We start from the raw sequence: 13,323 nt of genomic DNA, 5'->3' as shown, positions 1-13,323 counted from the left end.
ACCTAAAAAATTATAACTATGGAGCAATTTCTTCACCATCCCATACAAAACATTTACCACTATCATCTGCTTTCAAACTATCTAAAACTTCAATTAGCTTACTAGCAGAATACTCTAGCGTGAAAAGCTTGCCCTCAGGCACTCTAGCTTGGAAAGGTTCAGAAAGATAACTATCGACAGTCCATGGATAAAGCCCAACTATCACAGCACTTGGATTTAAACGCTTAGTTTCAATACTTGCTGTTTTGATAAACATATTTAAAGCAGCCTTTGAAGCTCTATAAGCATACTAACCACCAAGCTGATTATCAGATATACTACCAACTCTTGCAGAAATAGCTGCAAATATAGATTTGGTATCTTTGGCTAGTTTTGGGATAAAATGTTTTGCAACAAGAGCTGGGAAAATTGTATTTGCTTTAAAAAGCTCAATAAATTTATCTACCGATAGTTCTTTTAGCGACTTCTCTGGTTTTATATCTTGAGCATGTAATATGCCAGTAGCAACAAATACCAGATTAATAGAATCTGATTTTTCATAAACATCTTTCGCGGCTTTTTCGATTGTTGATTCATCCGAGTAATCAATATGCCCGTAAACTACACCCTCTAAACGATCAGCTACTATAGAACGCGAAAAAGCATATATATTCGCATCTGGGTACAAATATCTCAATCTTTTAGTTATAGCACAACCTATAGAACCAGAAACTCCGATAACAACTAAATTACCACTCATAGCACTCTCCCAAAATTATGCTCTAGTACTACAAGTATACAAATAAGATTATGGATTTTTTATACAGATAAATGAATATTAAGAAAGTTTAATATACAGAAACTAATCATCTATCAGATCATACTCAGTCGACTCTGTAATCTCGACGGTTGCAAATTTACCTACTTTTAGATTTCTTTTTAGAACCTCAGGAGATGAATGTTGTAAAGGTACATCAAGATAAGGAAGTATCTTACCCTGTGCCATAAGCGGCACAATTTTATCAACATGAGGATAAGGGTAAACGTAGTGTAGTCTCGTCCACATACCCAATTCGCCAAGAGCAGTAGCAAGATCTAAAATATTACTTTGATATTCTTTATCATTCCAAATACCTGATTTGTACTTAATATCAACACCATACGCAGAAGTATCTTGAGATATTACAAGTAGGCTCTTTAACACCTGCATTTTTAAGCTTTTCAGCTTCTTTCATGATGTTGTCAATTGAGCGACTTTTTAGCTTACCACGAATATCTGGAATAATACAAAAAGTACAAGTATTGTTACACCCTTCTGATATTTTCAAGTACGAATAATGTCTTGGTGTAAGCTTAATACCTTGTGGTGGTACTAAAGATACAAAATCATTTGCAAATATCGGAACATGAGTATGCACCGCTTCTATCAAGTTCTCATAATCTTGAGGCCCTGTAATACTTAGAGCTTCTGGATGTTTTTCTTTAATAAGATCTGCCTTATTTCCCAGACATACTGTTACTAGAACCTTGCCATTCTCAGCTATTGCTTCACCAATGACTGCCAAAGACTCATCAATAGCAGAGTTTAGAAAACCGCAAGTATTAACTATAACCATATCAGCATTATCATAGCTATCAACTAAATCATAACCTTCAGCTTTTAACTTAGTTATTATACGCTAAGAATCAACAAGGTTTTTTGGACAACCAAGACTCACAAAACCAATTTTAGGAATTTTAATCATAATATTTAATTTAAACAAAAAATTATACGACTATTGTAGAACAATTTGAGATAAAAAAATAGTTAAAGATAAAATTACAAATCGAGATGAAAGGTTATTAATTAGTTTGAAGAATTACTCTCATCACATTTCACACCGAAATCAATTTCCGTTCTTCTATCTAAGTAGAAAGCTTTTTCAGATGCTTTATATGAACACGTATCATTAACACCATCTGTACAGAACTCATCATAGAACTGAGTTGGTTCTGCCGCTGGTTTTAATTTACCATAGCTTACAACACAGATTTGATCTTTATTTACATTTTTACCTAATAAGTAGTTGTATACTGCTTCAGCACGCTTTTGTCCTAGGTTAAAGTTATATTTCTCGCTACCTCTAGGGTCAGTATTACCTGATAATTTGATTGGTTGATCTAGATGCGCTATTAGATAGTCTGCTGTCTTATCTAAGCATTCTTTAGCATCATCAGTAATATTATAACTATCAAAACCAAAGTATACTGATCTACACTTAATATCCATTAGCTCTTTTTTCATTTGCTCAACTTGATCTGAGCTCATATTATCAGAACCATATATTTGCGAAGACATCTCTAAAGCTTGTGAACTATCAACACCAGCGTACTTATCTTTGATTAAATCACTATTATCCAGTCTAGTGCTTGAGCAACTCGCCAACATAAGCATAGAACTTACAACCACTATACTCACAATATTTTTTTTCATCATATTTAACTCCTAATTTTTAGCTATTTTCAAAACTTGAAACCTCATAATTACCACCATCATCTGCATAGCCAGTATAACTTGATCCATAATTTTCACCACTTTTAAGCGTACTGATAAAACCAGGACCACTTGTTTCATTCAAAGATGAACCATCTAAGCTACCATTTGCATTAGCTTGTAAAGGAGGTCCTTTATACCACGTACAACCTGTAATTAATAAAGCTAAAACAAAATAATTTTTAACCAAAAATCTCATACAAGCTCCTTAAAAGTTTTTGGGTGACCAGCTTGGGGACTGAATTAAAATATTACCATTATTAGCTGTGTCAACATTAAAATGATTGTCGCCATCTAACGATACCATATCTAATGAACTATAACCTCTAGAGTTTGTAGATATATACGCAATCATATTGCCAAATGGAGATACTGTAGGTGAACTATCTGATTTACCATTTGTAATATTTGTTACACTTCCATTAGCTAAATTAAAATCCGCTATCTGAGTACAACTTGATCTAGATTGGTTCATGAATACAATATCTTTACCATCTGGAGTATAATTTGGCTCATAGCCTTGATATATTCTACTACTTAGTTTAGATGATTGAGGATATCTTGAGTTAACCGGTGCAACATAGATATTTGGACGACCATCTCTATCAGATGTGAATACTATGCTTTGACCATTTGGTGAGAATTTTGGAGCTGTATTTATACCATTTATAGTTACTCTCTTTAAGGCTTTAGTAGCTAAATTTAATATACAGATATTAGTTTGATCAGAATAACCTTTAGATAAAGCTAAAGCAATTTCTTTGCCATTAGGAGAGAATGATGGCGAACTATTGATCCCTTTAAAGTTAGATATCCTTGTAACTTTTCCGGTAGCTATCTCTAAAGTGTACGCACCCATGCTACCTCCACTATAGCTTGTATAAACTATATATCTTCCATCATTCGACCATGATGGTGTAGCTATTGGATTATCACTCTGTCTAAGAACAGTATGTTTGTTATACCCATCATAATCAGATATCACAAGCTCATAAATTCTGCCATATCTAGCATAAGGATTACTTACTTGCACATATGCCAACTTTGTCAAGAAGAAGCCTTGCTCTCCAGTAAGTTTTTGGTATACATAATTGGCAACCTTATGAGCTAAAGGTCTTACCAAAGTTGTACTTATATTTTTATATGTTATAGATCTAATATAGCTTGTATCATTTCTTTTATATATCTGTACTTCAACAGTGTAGCTATTATTTGAATCTTTTGTATATTTTGTTAAAACAACATAATCAGACTTCAAACTCTTCCAAGGTATATTCTGACTTTGATTAATTTCATACTTAATAGAGTCATCACCTTGTAGCTTACCATTATGATTAAGATCTGAAACTATTATAGAATTTACTTGTTGAGGAAATTGATCTACAACATTATTACTTATTACAGTTACCAATGGTTTTTGAATTACTCCAGTAGTTACAGTAGCAACTAGCTCTGCTTGTAAGCTCGTTAGTAAAAAAATAAAAATACAAAAAATACTAATAATTTTTCTAATCATAATTTTCTTTTACCCTTATTCTGGTTTAAACTCTATACTTAAGTTTTCATTTTGTATTCTTTGTTTCGCCACTGAATTTGTAATCTCTGGCGGCGTCGTATTTTCAACGGCCTCAATTAATGACTGATCGCACACAGGATTCCCAGTAGAACCATCTAGCCTAATAAATTTTCCATCTTTAGTAACAACTTTTGGAAAGCTATATATTCCTCTACAGTTATCCCTAATCCAGTTTGCACCAACCCTATCTGTATATTCCACAAAATACCTACTTAATGCTCTAGTTGCCTGATTTTTTTCCGCCTCGCGCTTAGCTGATGCGATAGCTTCCGCTTTTGCTTTAGCTAACCTTTCTTGACGAGCTTTTTCTTTGGCTTCTTGTTTAGCTTTTAACTCTTGTTGTTTTTTACGTTTTGCTTCTAGCTTTGCCCCTTTCTCAGCTTCTGCTTGTTCTTTTGGTTTTTGTTGATGTCTTATAAGAACCTGTTTTTTTGCTTGCTTGATATCTTCTCTAGCTTGTTTTAATTCTTGCTGGTGATTTTCGTAAGCAGAAATCTGTTTATTCAATTCACTACTACTTATCGATGTTGCTTGGATAATTTGAAGTTGCTTAGGAGCCTTCTGAACCTCAGCACTCAAAGCTGCCTGGCTAGTTCCAAACTTAAGATCACTTATAAAGGCTAGCGTATATAGCAAAATTACCATACCAATATGTACAAGTATTGCTTTTACTAAGAATAGATTTTCATCCACTGCTTTTTTACAAAAACGAATAATTTTTTGATAATTAAGATTTGCCATCTTCAGTGACTAACCCCACTTTATCTACACCTGCTCTTTGAATAAAAGCCATAGCTTTTACTACCTCGCCATAACTTGCACTACTATCACCTCGTACGTATACAGGCTTACCAGGGGATTGCTGAGATAAGCTAACAACTGCATTTGTAAGATCTCTAGCACTTAGTGGTGCTTTTGGATCACTAACTCCTTGATTAACAAAACACTCTCCATCCCTGTTGACAGTAACAACAATAGGCTTACTATCGTTAGAAGGTATTTTCTCAGACTGAGCTTTAGGTAAATCAACCTTTACACCTTGTGTTAATATAGGTGTTGTAATCATAAAAATAACCAAAAGCACTAACATTACATCAATATAAGGTACTACATTGATTTGCACCATTGGTCTTTTTTTTCTAAAAAATCTTCTGTTTCTCTTTTTCATATTCAAAAGCCTTTATTTAAAAGCTTTCTTGATGTTGCTGTTGAACTTCATCTCTATGCGCCTCTTTCAAAAGTAATATACATAGATCATCTTGGAATGATTCATAACTTGACAAAACATCATCAACCTGATTAGACAATCTACTATGACCAATAACAGCAGGAATTGCCACAAAAAGACCAAGTGCTGTAGCAATTAGTGCTTCTGCGATATGAGGAGCAACTACAGAAATTGTGGCCTGTTCTACACCACCAAGTGTATTAAATGACGACATAATACCCCAAACAGTACCAACTAGTCCAATATATGGAGATACAGCACCTATCGTAGCCAAAGCTGGTAATTTTCTATCTAGTTCTTTCGCCTCTTGAGATATGGCTATACTTACTGTTCTTTCCATACCTTCTAGAATAGTATCGCCTCTTAGTATCCCAGTATCTTTAAGATTATTAAATTCTCTCAAACCTGAGCAAAATATTATTGATTTACCAAAGATGTTTTCTTTATGCTGGAGGTAGTAGTCATACAATTTTTGTATATGATGTCCCGCCCAAAATAACTTATCAAATTGAACTTGTTCATTACGATATTTTTTTACACGATTGTTGACTTCAAACATAATAGCCCAAGAGTAAACAGACATGGCTACTAGGCCTAACATGATAAGCTGAACTATAAAGTTAGCATGTAAAATTAATTGAACTAAAGAAATAGAATTATCCATAAATATTCCTGACAGACTTATATCTTCATATATTTTCGCGCGTATTATCGCCAATTATACGTAAACTAATATAAATTATAAACCATTTAATACATCTAAATTAAATATAAATCTGTTATTATTAAGATCAATAATAAAATTTTAGATTTATATATAATGAAAAAAACAACTTTGTTAGTATTAGCTTTTGTCGCTACAGCTTTGATATCGTGCTCAAACTCCGGAGGAGATTCTTTTGGATATGTAATTCCTCCTCCAACTGATCAAAACTTAGACTCTAACGAACCAGGATACATGCAGCAACCAGGAGGAGTATCCGCAGGTATTATAAGTGAACAAGGCCATGCTAGCCACGATGCTTTTGTTACAATCAAAGAATAACTCTACACACTAATCAGCATCTATAATTTTTTTTACCATCTACTACTGAATCTTCATTTAAATCACTATTTTTGATTTTCTGCTTGTACCTATAATGAGATACTGGACCAGACAAAGCGTAACCAATCATTATAAAATAAAGTAATTTATCTGGCATTGTAAATAGCATCAAAATTATTAGTATAAAACAAATAACATATAGCTTACTAATATTACCTTTACCGTCACTATCTTTGAAACTTCTAAATTTAATATCACTAACCATCATAAATGCCAAATATAGCGCAGTAAATGCCGTAAGAACTACAACCACAACACTTAAGAATGTAGAGTCTCCAACCAAAAATCTTTGACTCATCCAGATTAAGCCTGAGATAGTTACAGCCCCAGCTGGGCAAGGCATGCCATAGAAGTATAGACGACATTCTAATACGCTTTCTTCAGAATTATCACTAGCCGGCATAGTATCAAATTTTGCTAACCTCAAAGCAACAGCAAGTAAATATAAAAATGCAATGGCAGCTCCTAAAGCTCCCAAATTATGTAAACTCCAAAAATACATTACCAAGGCTGGAGTTGCTCCAAAAGAAACTACATCAGCAAGACTATCTAATGCAGCACCAAATTCTGTCTGAGTATGGGTATATCTAGCAACTCTACCATCAAATGCATCAGCGAACCCTGCTAACAACATATATACTGCCGATGAGATAAAGTTACCTTGAAAGGCAGCAATAATAGCCAAAAAAGCAAACAACAAACTTGCACTAGTAAATAAACTAGGAAGTATATATTTTGACTTTTTCATATCAATATTTTCTAATAACCACATCACTATAATCCTACTACTTTATTAATAAATCTGGTCTTAATACTTTCGCCCCATGCAAGTACACATGTTTTACATCAATCTGGGACTTAGTTGTATTATATGTCAACATAACCCTAATACAAAACTCTAATGCTCCTTTACGCATCATTTGCTGGCAATCAATCAAAGGAACATTAACTAAACCCACCTCACGAGCTGCAACAGCAGGAAATTCGGATTCAATATCTCTAGTTGCAGTGAATATAATATTAACAATATCTTCTGACTTAATATTATTGAGATCTATCATCTCTTGCAAAAGCTCTCTTGTAGCACTTAAGACATTCTCTTTAGTATCTTTTTCTATCGTTGTCGCACCTCTAACTGACCTCTGCATAAACTCTCCTCAATTAATGCTAATAATTTTCTGCTTTAGTAATCTAGGAAGAGGAAAATACACTTCTTCCTTGATACCATCAAACTCCTCTACAGCAACATCTCCTTCACAGATCCTAGATATCTCTGTAATTATTTGCTGAACAAGATATTCAGGTGCAGATGCTCCGGCACTTACACCACAAACTTTCTTATCGTCAAACCATGCTTTCCTAATTTCCGAAGGATTATCAACCAAATAAGAATCAATACCTTCTAGTGTCGCCAGCTCTTTAAGCCTATTAGAATTCGAGCTATTTTGTGAACCTACAACAACTAAGATATCTATTTCTTTAAGCATTGATTTTATTGCAGTTTGACGATTCTGAGTTGCATAGCAAATATCTTCTTTTTTAGGTCCTTTGATATTTGGATATCGACCCTTCAATGCTTCTATAATAGACTGGGTCTCATCAACTGATAGAGTTGTTTGTGTTGCATAATACAGATTCTCAGGGTCTTTTATATTCAGCTTACTTACATCCTCTTCGCTTTCAACTAGGTATATAGCGCCTTTTATACTACGGTACTGGCCTATTGTGCCCTGAACCTCAGGATGTCCCTTATGCCCAACCAAAACACACTCAGCATCATTATTACTAGCTAGTCGAACACCTCTATGAACTTTAGTAACTAATGGACATGTCGCATCATATAAGACAAGATTTTTTTTAGCTGCAGATTCTTCGACCTGTAGCGAAACACCATGAGCACTGAATATACATACAGCATCATCTGGAACCTCATCAACATCTTTAACAAAGACTACACCCTTTTTCTTCAAAGAATCGACAACAACTTTATTATGGACAACTTCATGACGCACATAGATAGGAGACTTTTCAACTTCTAAAACTTTTTCTACAGTTTCTACAGCTCTGCTTACTCCTGCACAAAAGCCTCTGGGATTAGCTAATAATATCTTCACCTAAATCTTCCTCTTTTTCTGCTATATCTAAAATCTTAGCTTCAAATACAATTATCTGACCTGATAATGGATGATTGAAATCTACTGTAACATCATTTTCATTAATTTCGGTAATCAAACCCGGTAGCTTAGAGCCATCTTTTTGGCTAAATGATACAATTAAACCTTCTTCTAACTCCATATCCTTTGGAAATCTATACTTTGGTACGGAGTATATACTTGCTGGATGTTTTTCACCAAATGCTTCTTCTGGCATTAAAACGACTCTTTTGCTGTCACCAATAGATGCCCCCTCCAGCTCGCTTTCAACCTTATCAGTAAAACATCCTTGACCCATCTGAAATATAAAAGGTCTATTATAGTTTTCTGTATCTTCAGCTATAGAACCATCTTTCAATCTAAATTTAAAGTGTATTTTTAAAAAGCTATCTGAAGTTATTTTCATATAAATTCTAATTATAGTTTTTGAACTACAAGATACCATATTTACAGATTTTATTCATCTTTTGTTTACATGACAAACTGATTTTGTAGAGATAAGTTAACAACCTTAGCTACAAATACTATTCTCAACAATAACTTTATAGTAAAATCCTACTAATAAGATTATAAGCTTTATTTATCCCATATGAAAAAACTATTAAACATTGGTGCAATATTAATATTGGTGCTTGCCATTACAAGCTGTGAAACTTTTACTGGTAGTGAGAATCCTAGCGATGAAAACCTCTCCTTTCCAACACTGGAGCCATGCACAAAAAAATTAATAGAATCTAACCCGTCTTTCATATGTTTAAAAGAACAACAAGGTCCAGATCTAATTCAAACAAATATAAAATTTGATGCTGATAGCTATAACCTTAATGATCAAGCCAAGCAAATTCTCAATAAACTCTATGCTTACCTAAAACTTACGGACACTACAACATTTACAATAAGAGGATATGCAGGAAAAGTTGAGTCAAAACTTCTAACTGATAAACAGATCCTGACGGAATACAATATTAGACTATCTCAGAACCGTGCAGAAAGTGTCGAGGAGTATCTTGTTAGGAGAGGGCTAGATAAAAATAATGGTATTATAATTAAAGCTCTAGGCTACCAAGACCCTATTGCCCCAAATGACACAAGCTCAAATAGAGCAATAAATCAAAGAGTTGAAATTACTCTAAAAAGTAGACTTATCGAGCAAATAGATAATATAGAACAAAATCTAAAACATGTAAGGCTTGCAGATTATACTAAATTCTTTTCAAATGTTTACCTACTAAATGGTAATGAGGTTGATAATGTATCAAGAATATACGATTCTAGCGAAAAAAGGCCTGTACTTAGTATAGGCTTCAAGATTTTTGCCAATAAAGAATATCCTCAAAATGTTGATAACAAAAACTTTATTATTATTTCAGAACCTAAACCTCTATCCTCATTTAATGACGATACAAAATACTATAGGCTAGGAACTGCAAAATATGACCATACTTATAAAGGCATTACAGCTCTTACGATTACCAATCTAACTAGAGAAGCTGGCGTTGGCAATTATGTAATACCCGATGCTATTGTAGATCAAAAACTTCCAAATGAAACATTTAGAATGGCCAGCAAAGTAACTGTTAATGTTCTCGAAGATGTTATGAATACAAACACATTCTCATCATCTTATAATAGTATTCTACTTAACAAAGGAGCTACTGATGGCCTAAAACTAGGAGCAGAAGTTATATTATACGAACCAGAGAGTAGAACTGATGTCTTTCCTATACCACCTAAATATATAGGTTATGGTTTTATATATAGAGAATCTAACAACTACTCTATAGCAATAATTGTAAATTCACTACAGGAAATTACTAGCAACACGATGGCAACAACTAGATTGTAATGAACGATGTCATTAATTTCATAATTGCTCTTTCATCCACTCCATATTTTGGTAATAGCCGTCTTTTGAGAGCATTAGAACTTAACATTAGCTTTAGGGAGATTGTCGATAATCCAAGCGAATTTATCAAAAGCTTATCGTTACGTTCTGAGAGTATAGAGTATCTCAGCAATAGAAAATATCAAAGCTATCTAGATAAAATTAATAACTGGCTAGAAAATAGCAATAACAAGTTAGTAATATACACAGATCAAGATTACCCAGAAAGTCTTAAACATATTAGTAACCCTCCTTTTGTTATTATATTGTACAGGTAATACAAAGCTTTTAGAGACTGCTCAATTAGCAATTGTTGGTGCAAGAAATAACTCTACTTATGGAAAGAATGCTACTTACAAACTTTGCAAAGAACTCAAAGACTCAAATATCACTATAATAAGTGGGCTAGCATATGGAATAGATACATTAGCTCATAAATATGCTCTCGAAAACAGTTTAAACACTATAGCAGTAGTAGGTACAGGAGTTGATATTATATATCCAAGTTCGAATAGAGAACTATATAGCAATATTATTTCCAATAATGGATTAATAATATCTGAGCTACCCCTAGGAACAACGGTTTCACGTTACACTTTTCCTCAGATAAATCGTATCATTAGCGGACTATCTAAAGAAGTTGTTGTAATCGAAGTAGCTAGCAAAAGTGGCTCATTAATAACTGCTCAACATGCTCTTGAACAAAACAAAGAAGTATTTGCAGTACCAAGAGGTATTTTTAGCACATCAAGTCAAGGCTGTAATGAATTAATCAAACAAGGAGCAAAACTAGTTTGCGATATCAATGATATTCTAGAAGAGATAAATATCAACCCAAACAACTTGTTACAAGAAACTTCTACAAAAATAGCTGTTGATAATATAAACCTGAGTGACCCCGAAAAAGTAATTCTAGATATTATCGGACAAGAGCTCGCAACGATTGATAAAATAGTTACTGAGTCGAAACTTCCTTACATCGAAATAACCCCCTATTCTATTTGAACTCGAACTCAAATCGCTGATTGAGTCAGTACCAGGTGGATATATAAATACTCAAAGAATCGCAACTCCGTAATTTATTATACCTATTAAGGTCTGCTATACTTTATGTATACAGTCATACTGAGATTCAAAATGGTTCTACAGTTAGTACTCAATACACTCAAAAACCCTCTCATAACACTATTTTTAACGATAAGTATTGGTTATTTACTCGGAAAAATTAAGTACAAGACTTTTGTATTAGGTGGTATTTCAGGATCTCTAATAATTGGAGTAGTCATAGGACAACTTAATATTATGATTCCACCAGAGATAGGCTCTTTGTTTTTTGTTTTATTCATATATGCTGTTGGCTATCAAGGAGGGGCACAATTTTTTAGATCACTAAACAAAAGTACTATTTTGTTATTAACTTCCTCAACTATAACATGTTTACTAGGATTAATATGTGTATTAGCTTTTGCTTGGATATTCCAATTAGATAAAGGTACGGCAGCTGGACTAGGTGCAGGAGGACTAACTCAATCAGCCATGATAGGCTCGGCAAATAATGCAATAGCTGCAATAAGCTCACTACCAGAATCGATTATTCATACAATGCAAGCTAACGTTGCTGTTGGATATGCCGTATGCTATATTTTTGGATCTTTTGGGCCAATTATTCTATTAGCTACAATCTTCCCTCTTATAATGAAATGGGATATCAGAAAAGAAGCTATTAAACTAGCGACCGAACAATCAGATGGTAGCTTGGATTTAGAAGCTGGTCAATTCTCTGCTTTTAGCGAATACACTACTCGAGCATATAGAATTAGTCACAACTCAGAACTACTAAATAGATCAGTTATAGAAATATATAAAGCATATGAGTATAAAGTCGTGATAGAAAATATCATTCGCGATAATCAACTACTAACTATAACCTCTGAAACCACCCTAAATACTAATGATATAGTAGCCATAACCTTCTACGAAGATTTAGACATACAATCTATCATTTCAAATGATGATGAAATTACCAAACCTCCGCAATTCAATTTCATTGAAGAAAAAAGATCTTTCATCTTAACAAACAAGAATCTTTTCAACAAAACTATCCAAGAAATCAAAACTATAATTCAAAACAAAAATTACTACGGAGTCTTTTTACAAAAAATTATTCGTTCTGGTCAGAAGCTTCCTATTTCTGACAATCTAAAACTAAGAAGAGGCGATGAAATTGTCCTAGTAGGCAAACCAGAAGATCTTGACAAAATTAGCAACAAGATAGGGACTTATATTTCTGAAGCTCTGATTACTGATTTTATTTTCTTTGGTTTAGGAATGGTTTTAGGTTATCTTTTGGGCCTAATAAGTTTCAATATCTTTGGTATTTCAATAACTTTAGGAGCTGGTGTTGGTTGCTTACTATCAGGCTTGATTTTTGGTTGGATCAGATCAGTGAAACCTCAATTTAGCAATCTACCATTAGGCGCTTCTAATTTTATCAGAGACTTAGGTTTAGCAATATTTGTAGCTAGTGTTGGAATTACTGCTGGACCTCAAGCTATAATTGCCATCAAGGAGCACGGACTTACACTATTTTTCTTGGGTATTGGCGTAACTATCATACCTCAAGTAATTTCTTTTTATATATCGTACTATTTACTTAAAATCAAAAACCCAATTATATTATTAGCAACTATTGCTGGTGGTAGAAGCGCAAACCCTGGTTTTGCTGCTTTATTAGAACGAGCGGGCAACGCTACCCCTGTAATTCCATTCACATCATCTTACGCTTTAGCAAATATATGGCTGACACTATGGGGTCCTATTATAGTTGCATTAGTAACAATCATACCTAATTAAAAGGATATTTT

At 33.6% G+C, this 13,323-nt stretch carries 15 protein-coding genes and 2 pseudogenes; 5 read left to right on the top strand and 12 right to left on the bottom strand.

Going from position 1 to position 13,323, the window contains the following annotated elements; all coding sequences use genetic code 11:
- Positions 1-16 precede the first annotated feature (16 nt).
- The 8 genes and pseudogenes from FNO12_RS01730 to tolQ all read right to left on the bottom strand — a co-directional run bounded on the left by FNO12_RS01730 (position 17) and on the right by tolQ (position 5,980).
- A pseudogene (locus tag FNO12_RS01730) lies at positions 17-739 on the bottom strand (SDR family NAD(P)-dependent oxidoreductase).
- Positions 740-913: 174 nt separating this feature from the next.
- A pseudogene (locus FNO12_RS01725) lies at positions 914-1,724 on the bottom strand (radical SAM protein); the annotation flags it as partial.
- Positions 1,725-1,825: 101 nt separating this feature from the next.
- Positions 1,826-2,455, bottom strand: a complete 630-nt coding sequence (locus tag FNO12_RS01720; RefSeq protein ID WP_014714431.1) for an OmpA family protein — start codon at positions 2,453-2,455, stop codon at positions 1,826-1,828.
- Between the two features lie 16 nt (positions 2,456-2,471).
- Positions 2,472-2,711 (bottom strand): hypothetical protein, encoded by a 240-nt coding sequence (locus tag FNO12_RS01715; RefSeq protein ID WP_014714430.1) that lies wholly within the window; start codon positions 2,709-2,711, stop codon positions 2,472-2,474.
- Between the two features lie 9 nt (positions 2,712-2,720).
- Entirely contained in the window at positions 2,721-4,025 is a 1,305-nt protein-coding gene (locus FNO12_RS01710) for a PD40 domain-containing protein (protein ID WP_174805278.1), read from the bottom strand.
- 18 nt (positions 4,026-4,043) lie between these two features.
- On the bottom strand, positions 4,044-4,829 hold the full coding sequence (gene tolA, locus FNO12_RS01705) for a cell envelope integrity protein TolA (RefSeq protein ID WP_014714428.1): 786 nt from the start codon (positions 4,827-4,829) through the stop codon (positions 4,044-4,046).
- The gene (gene tolR, locus FNO12_RS01700; protein ID WP_014714427.1) at positions 4,816-5,256 is read right to left on the bottom strand and encodes a protein TolR; all 441 of its coding nucleotides are present in this window, start codon (positions 5,254-5,256) and stop codon (positions 4,816-4,818) included. The genes tolA and tolR overlap by 14 nt, the downstream gene beginning before the upstream one ends.
- Before the next feature lie 16 nt (positions 5,257-5,272).
- Positions 5,273-5,980, bottom strand: a complete 708-nt coding sequence (tolQ, locus tag FNO12_RS01695; RefSeq protein ID WP_041257278.1) for a protein TolQ — start codon at positions 5,978-5,980, stop codon at positions 5,273-5,275.
- Positions 5,981-6,136: 156 nt separating this feature from the next.
- Here tolQ and FNO12_RS01690 point away from each other — a divergent pair, with 156 nt between their 5' ends.
- Positions 6,137-6,361, top strand: coding sequence for a hypothetical protein (locus tag FNO12_RS01690; protein WP_014714425.1), 225 nt, complete (start codon positions 6,137-6,139; stop codon positions 6,359-6,361).
- Between the two features lie 13 nt (positions 6,362-6,374).
- Here the strand turns inward: FNO12_RS01690 and FNO12_RS01685 are convergent, their stop codons facing one another.
- The 4 genes from FNO12_RS01685 to fkpB are packed head-to-tail and all read right to left on the bottom strand — an operon-like array spanning position 6,375 to position 8,980.
- Positions 6,375-7,199 (bottom strand): CDP-alcohol phosphatidyltransferase family protein, encoded by an 825-nt coding sequence (locus FNO12_RS01685; RefSeq protein WP_094888829.1) that lies wholly within the window; start codon positions 7,197-7,199, stop codon positions 6,375-6,377.
- Positions 7,200-7,206: 7 nt separating this feature from the next.
- Entirely contained in the window at positions 7,207-7,569 is a 363-nt protein-coding gene (gene aroH, locus FNO12_RS01680) for a chorismate mutase (RefSeq protein ID WP_014714423.1), read from the bottom strand.
- Between the two features lie 9 nt (positions 7,570-7,578).
- The gene (gene ispH, locus FNO12_RS01675) at positions 7,579-8,535 is read right to left on the bottom strand and encodes a 4-hydroxy-3-methylbut-2-enyl diphosphate reductase (protein WP_014714422.1); all 957 of its coding nucleotides are present in this window, start codon (positions 8,533-8,535) and stop codon (positions 7,579-7,581) included.
- The gene (fkpB, locus tag FNO12_RS01670) at positions 8,516-8,980 is read right to left on the bottom strand and encodes an FKBP-type peptidyl-prolyl cis-trans isomerase (RefSeq protein WP_030003355.1); all 465 of its coding nucleotides are present in this window, start codon (positions 8,978-8,980) and stop codon (positions 8,516-8,518) included. Before fkpB ends, ispH begins: the two co-directional genes overlap by 20 nt.
- A gap of 183 nt (positions 8,981-9,163) precedes the next feature.
- Between fkpB and FNO12_RS01665 the strand changes: the two genes are divergently transcribed.
- The 4 genes from FNO12_RS01665 to aspT all read left to right on the top strand — a co-directional run bounded on the left by FNO12_RS01665 (position 9,164) and on the right by aspT (position 13,312).
- Positions 9,164-10,420: an OmpA family protein gene (locus FNO12_RS01665; RefSeq protein WP_014714420.1), complete on the top strand. Its 1,257-nt coding sequence runs from the start codon at positions 9,164-9,166 to the stop codon at positions 10,418-10,420.
- Complete coding sequence (locus tag FNO12_RS10050; RefSeq protein WP_231138678.1) at positions 10,420-10,737, top strand: hypothetical protein; 318 nt, start codon at positions 10,420-10,422, stop codon at positions 10,735-10,737. The genes FNO12_RS01665 and FNO12_RS10050 overlap by 1 nt, the downstream gene beginning before the upstream one ends.
- Positions 10,715-11,464, top strand: coding sequence for a DNA-processing protein DprA (gene dprA, locus FNO12_RS01660; RefSeq protein WP_231138677.1), 750 nt, complete (start codon positions 10,715-10,717; stop codon positions 11,462-11,464). The genes FNO12_RS10050 and dprA overlap by 23 nt, the downstream gene beginning before the upstream one ends.
- A 132-nt stretch (positions 11,465-11,596) precedes the next feature.
- Positions 11,597-13,312, top strand: a complete 1,716-nt coding sequence (gene aspT, locus FNO12_RS01655) for an aspartate-alanine antiporter (RefSeq protein WP_014714419.1) — start codon at positions 11,597-11,599, stop codon at positions 13,310-13,312.
- Positions 13,313-13,323: the final 11 nt, after the last annotated feature.

This window comes from Francisella orientalis FNO12, from assembly GCF_001042525.2.
In the GTDB taxonomy this organism is placed as follows: Bacteria; Pseudomonadota; Gammaproteobacteria; order Francisellales; family Francisellaceae; genus Francisella; species Francisella orientalis.
This window is presented reverse-complemented; position numbering and strand designations above follow the sequence as displayed.

What these genes read in the sequence shown, in the direction of transcription:
- FNO12_RS01720 (WP_014714431.1), bottom strand. Translation starts at nt 2,455, where the DNA reads ATGATGAAAAAAAATATTGTGAGTATAGTGGTTGTAAGTTCTATGCTT.
- FNO12_RS01715 (WP_014714430.1), bottom strand. Translation starts at nt 2,711, where the DNA reads ATGAGATTTTTGGTTAAAAATTATTTTGTTTTAGCTTTATTAATTACA.
- tolA (WP_014714428.1), bottom strand. Translation starts at nt 4,829, where the DNA reads ATGGCAAATCTTAATTATCAAAAAATTATTCGTTTTTGTAAAAAAGCA.
- tolR (WP_014714427.1), bottom strand. Translation starts at nt 5,256, where the DNA reads ATGAAAAAGAGAAACAGAAGATTTTTTAGAAAAAAAAGACCAATGGTG.
- tolQ (WP_041257278.1), bottom strand. Translation starts at nt 5,980, where the DNA reads ATGGATAATTCTATTTCTTTAGTTCAATTAATTTTACATGCTAACTTT.
- FNO12_RS01690 (WP_014714425.1), top strand. Translation starts at nt 6,137, where the DNA reads ATGAAAAAAACAACTTTGTTAGTATTAGCTTTTGTCGCTACAGCTTTG.
- aroH (WP_014714423.1), bottom strand. Translation starts at nt 7,569, where the DNA reads ATGCAGAGGTCAGTTAGAGGTGCGACAACGATAGAAAAAGATACTAAA.
- fkpB (WP_030003355.1), bottom strand. Translation starts at nt 8,980, where the DNA reads ATGAAAATAACTTCAGATAGCTTTTTAAAAATACACTTTAAATTTAGA.
- FNO12_RS01665 (WP_014714420.1), top strand. Translation starts at nt 9,164, where the DNA reads ATGAAAAAACTATTAAACATTGGTGCAATATTAATATTGGTGCTTGCC.
- FNO12_RS10050 (WP_231138678.1), top strand. Translation starts at nt 10,420, where the DNA reads ATGAACGATGTCATTAATTTCATAATTGCTCTTTCATCCACTCCATAT.
- aspT (WP_014714419.1), top strand. Translation starts at nt 11,597, where the DNA reads ATGGTTCTACAGTTAGTACTCAATACACTCAAAAACCCTCTCATAACA.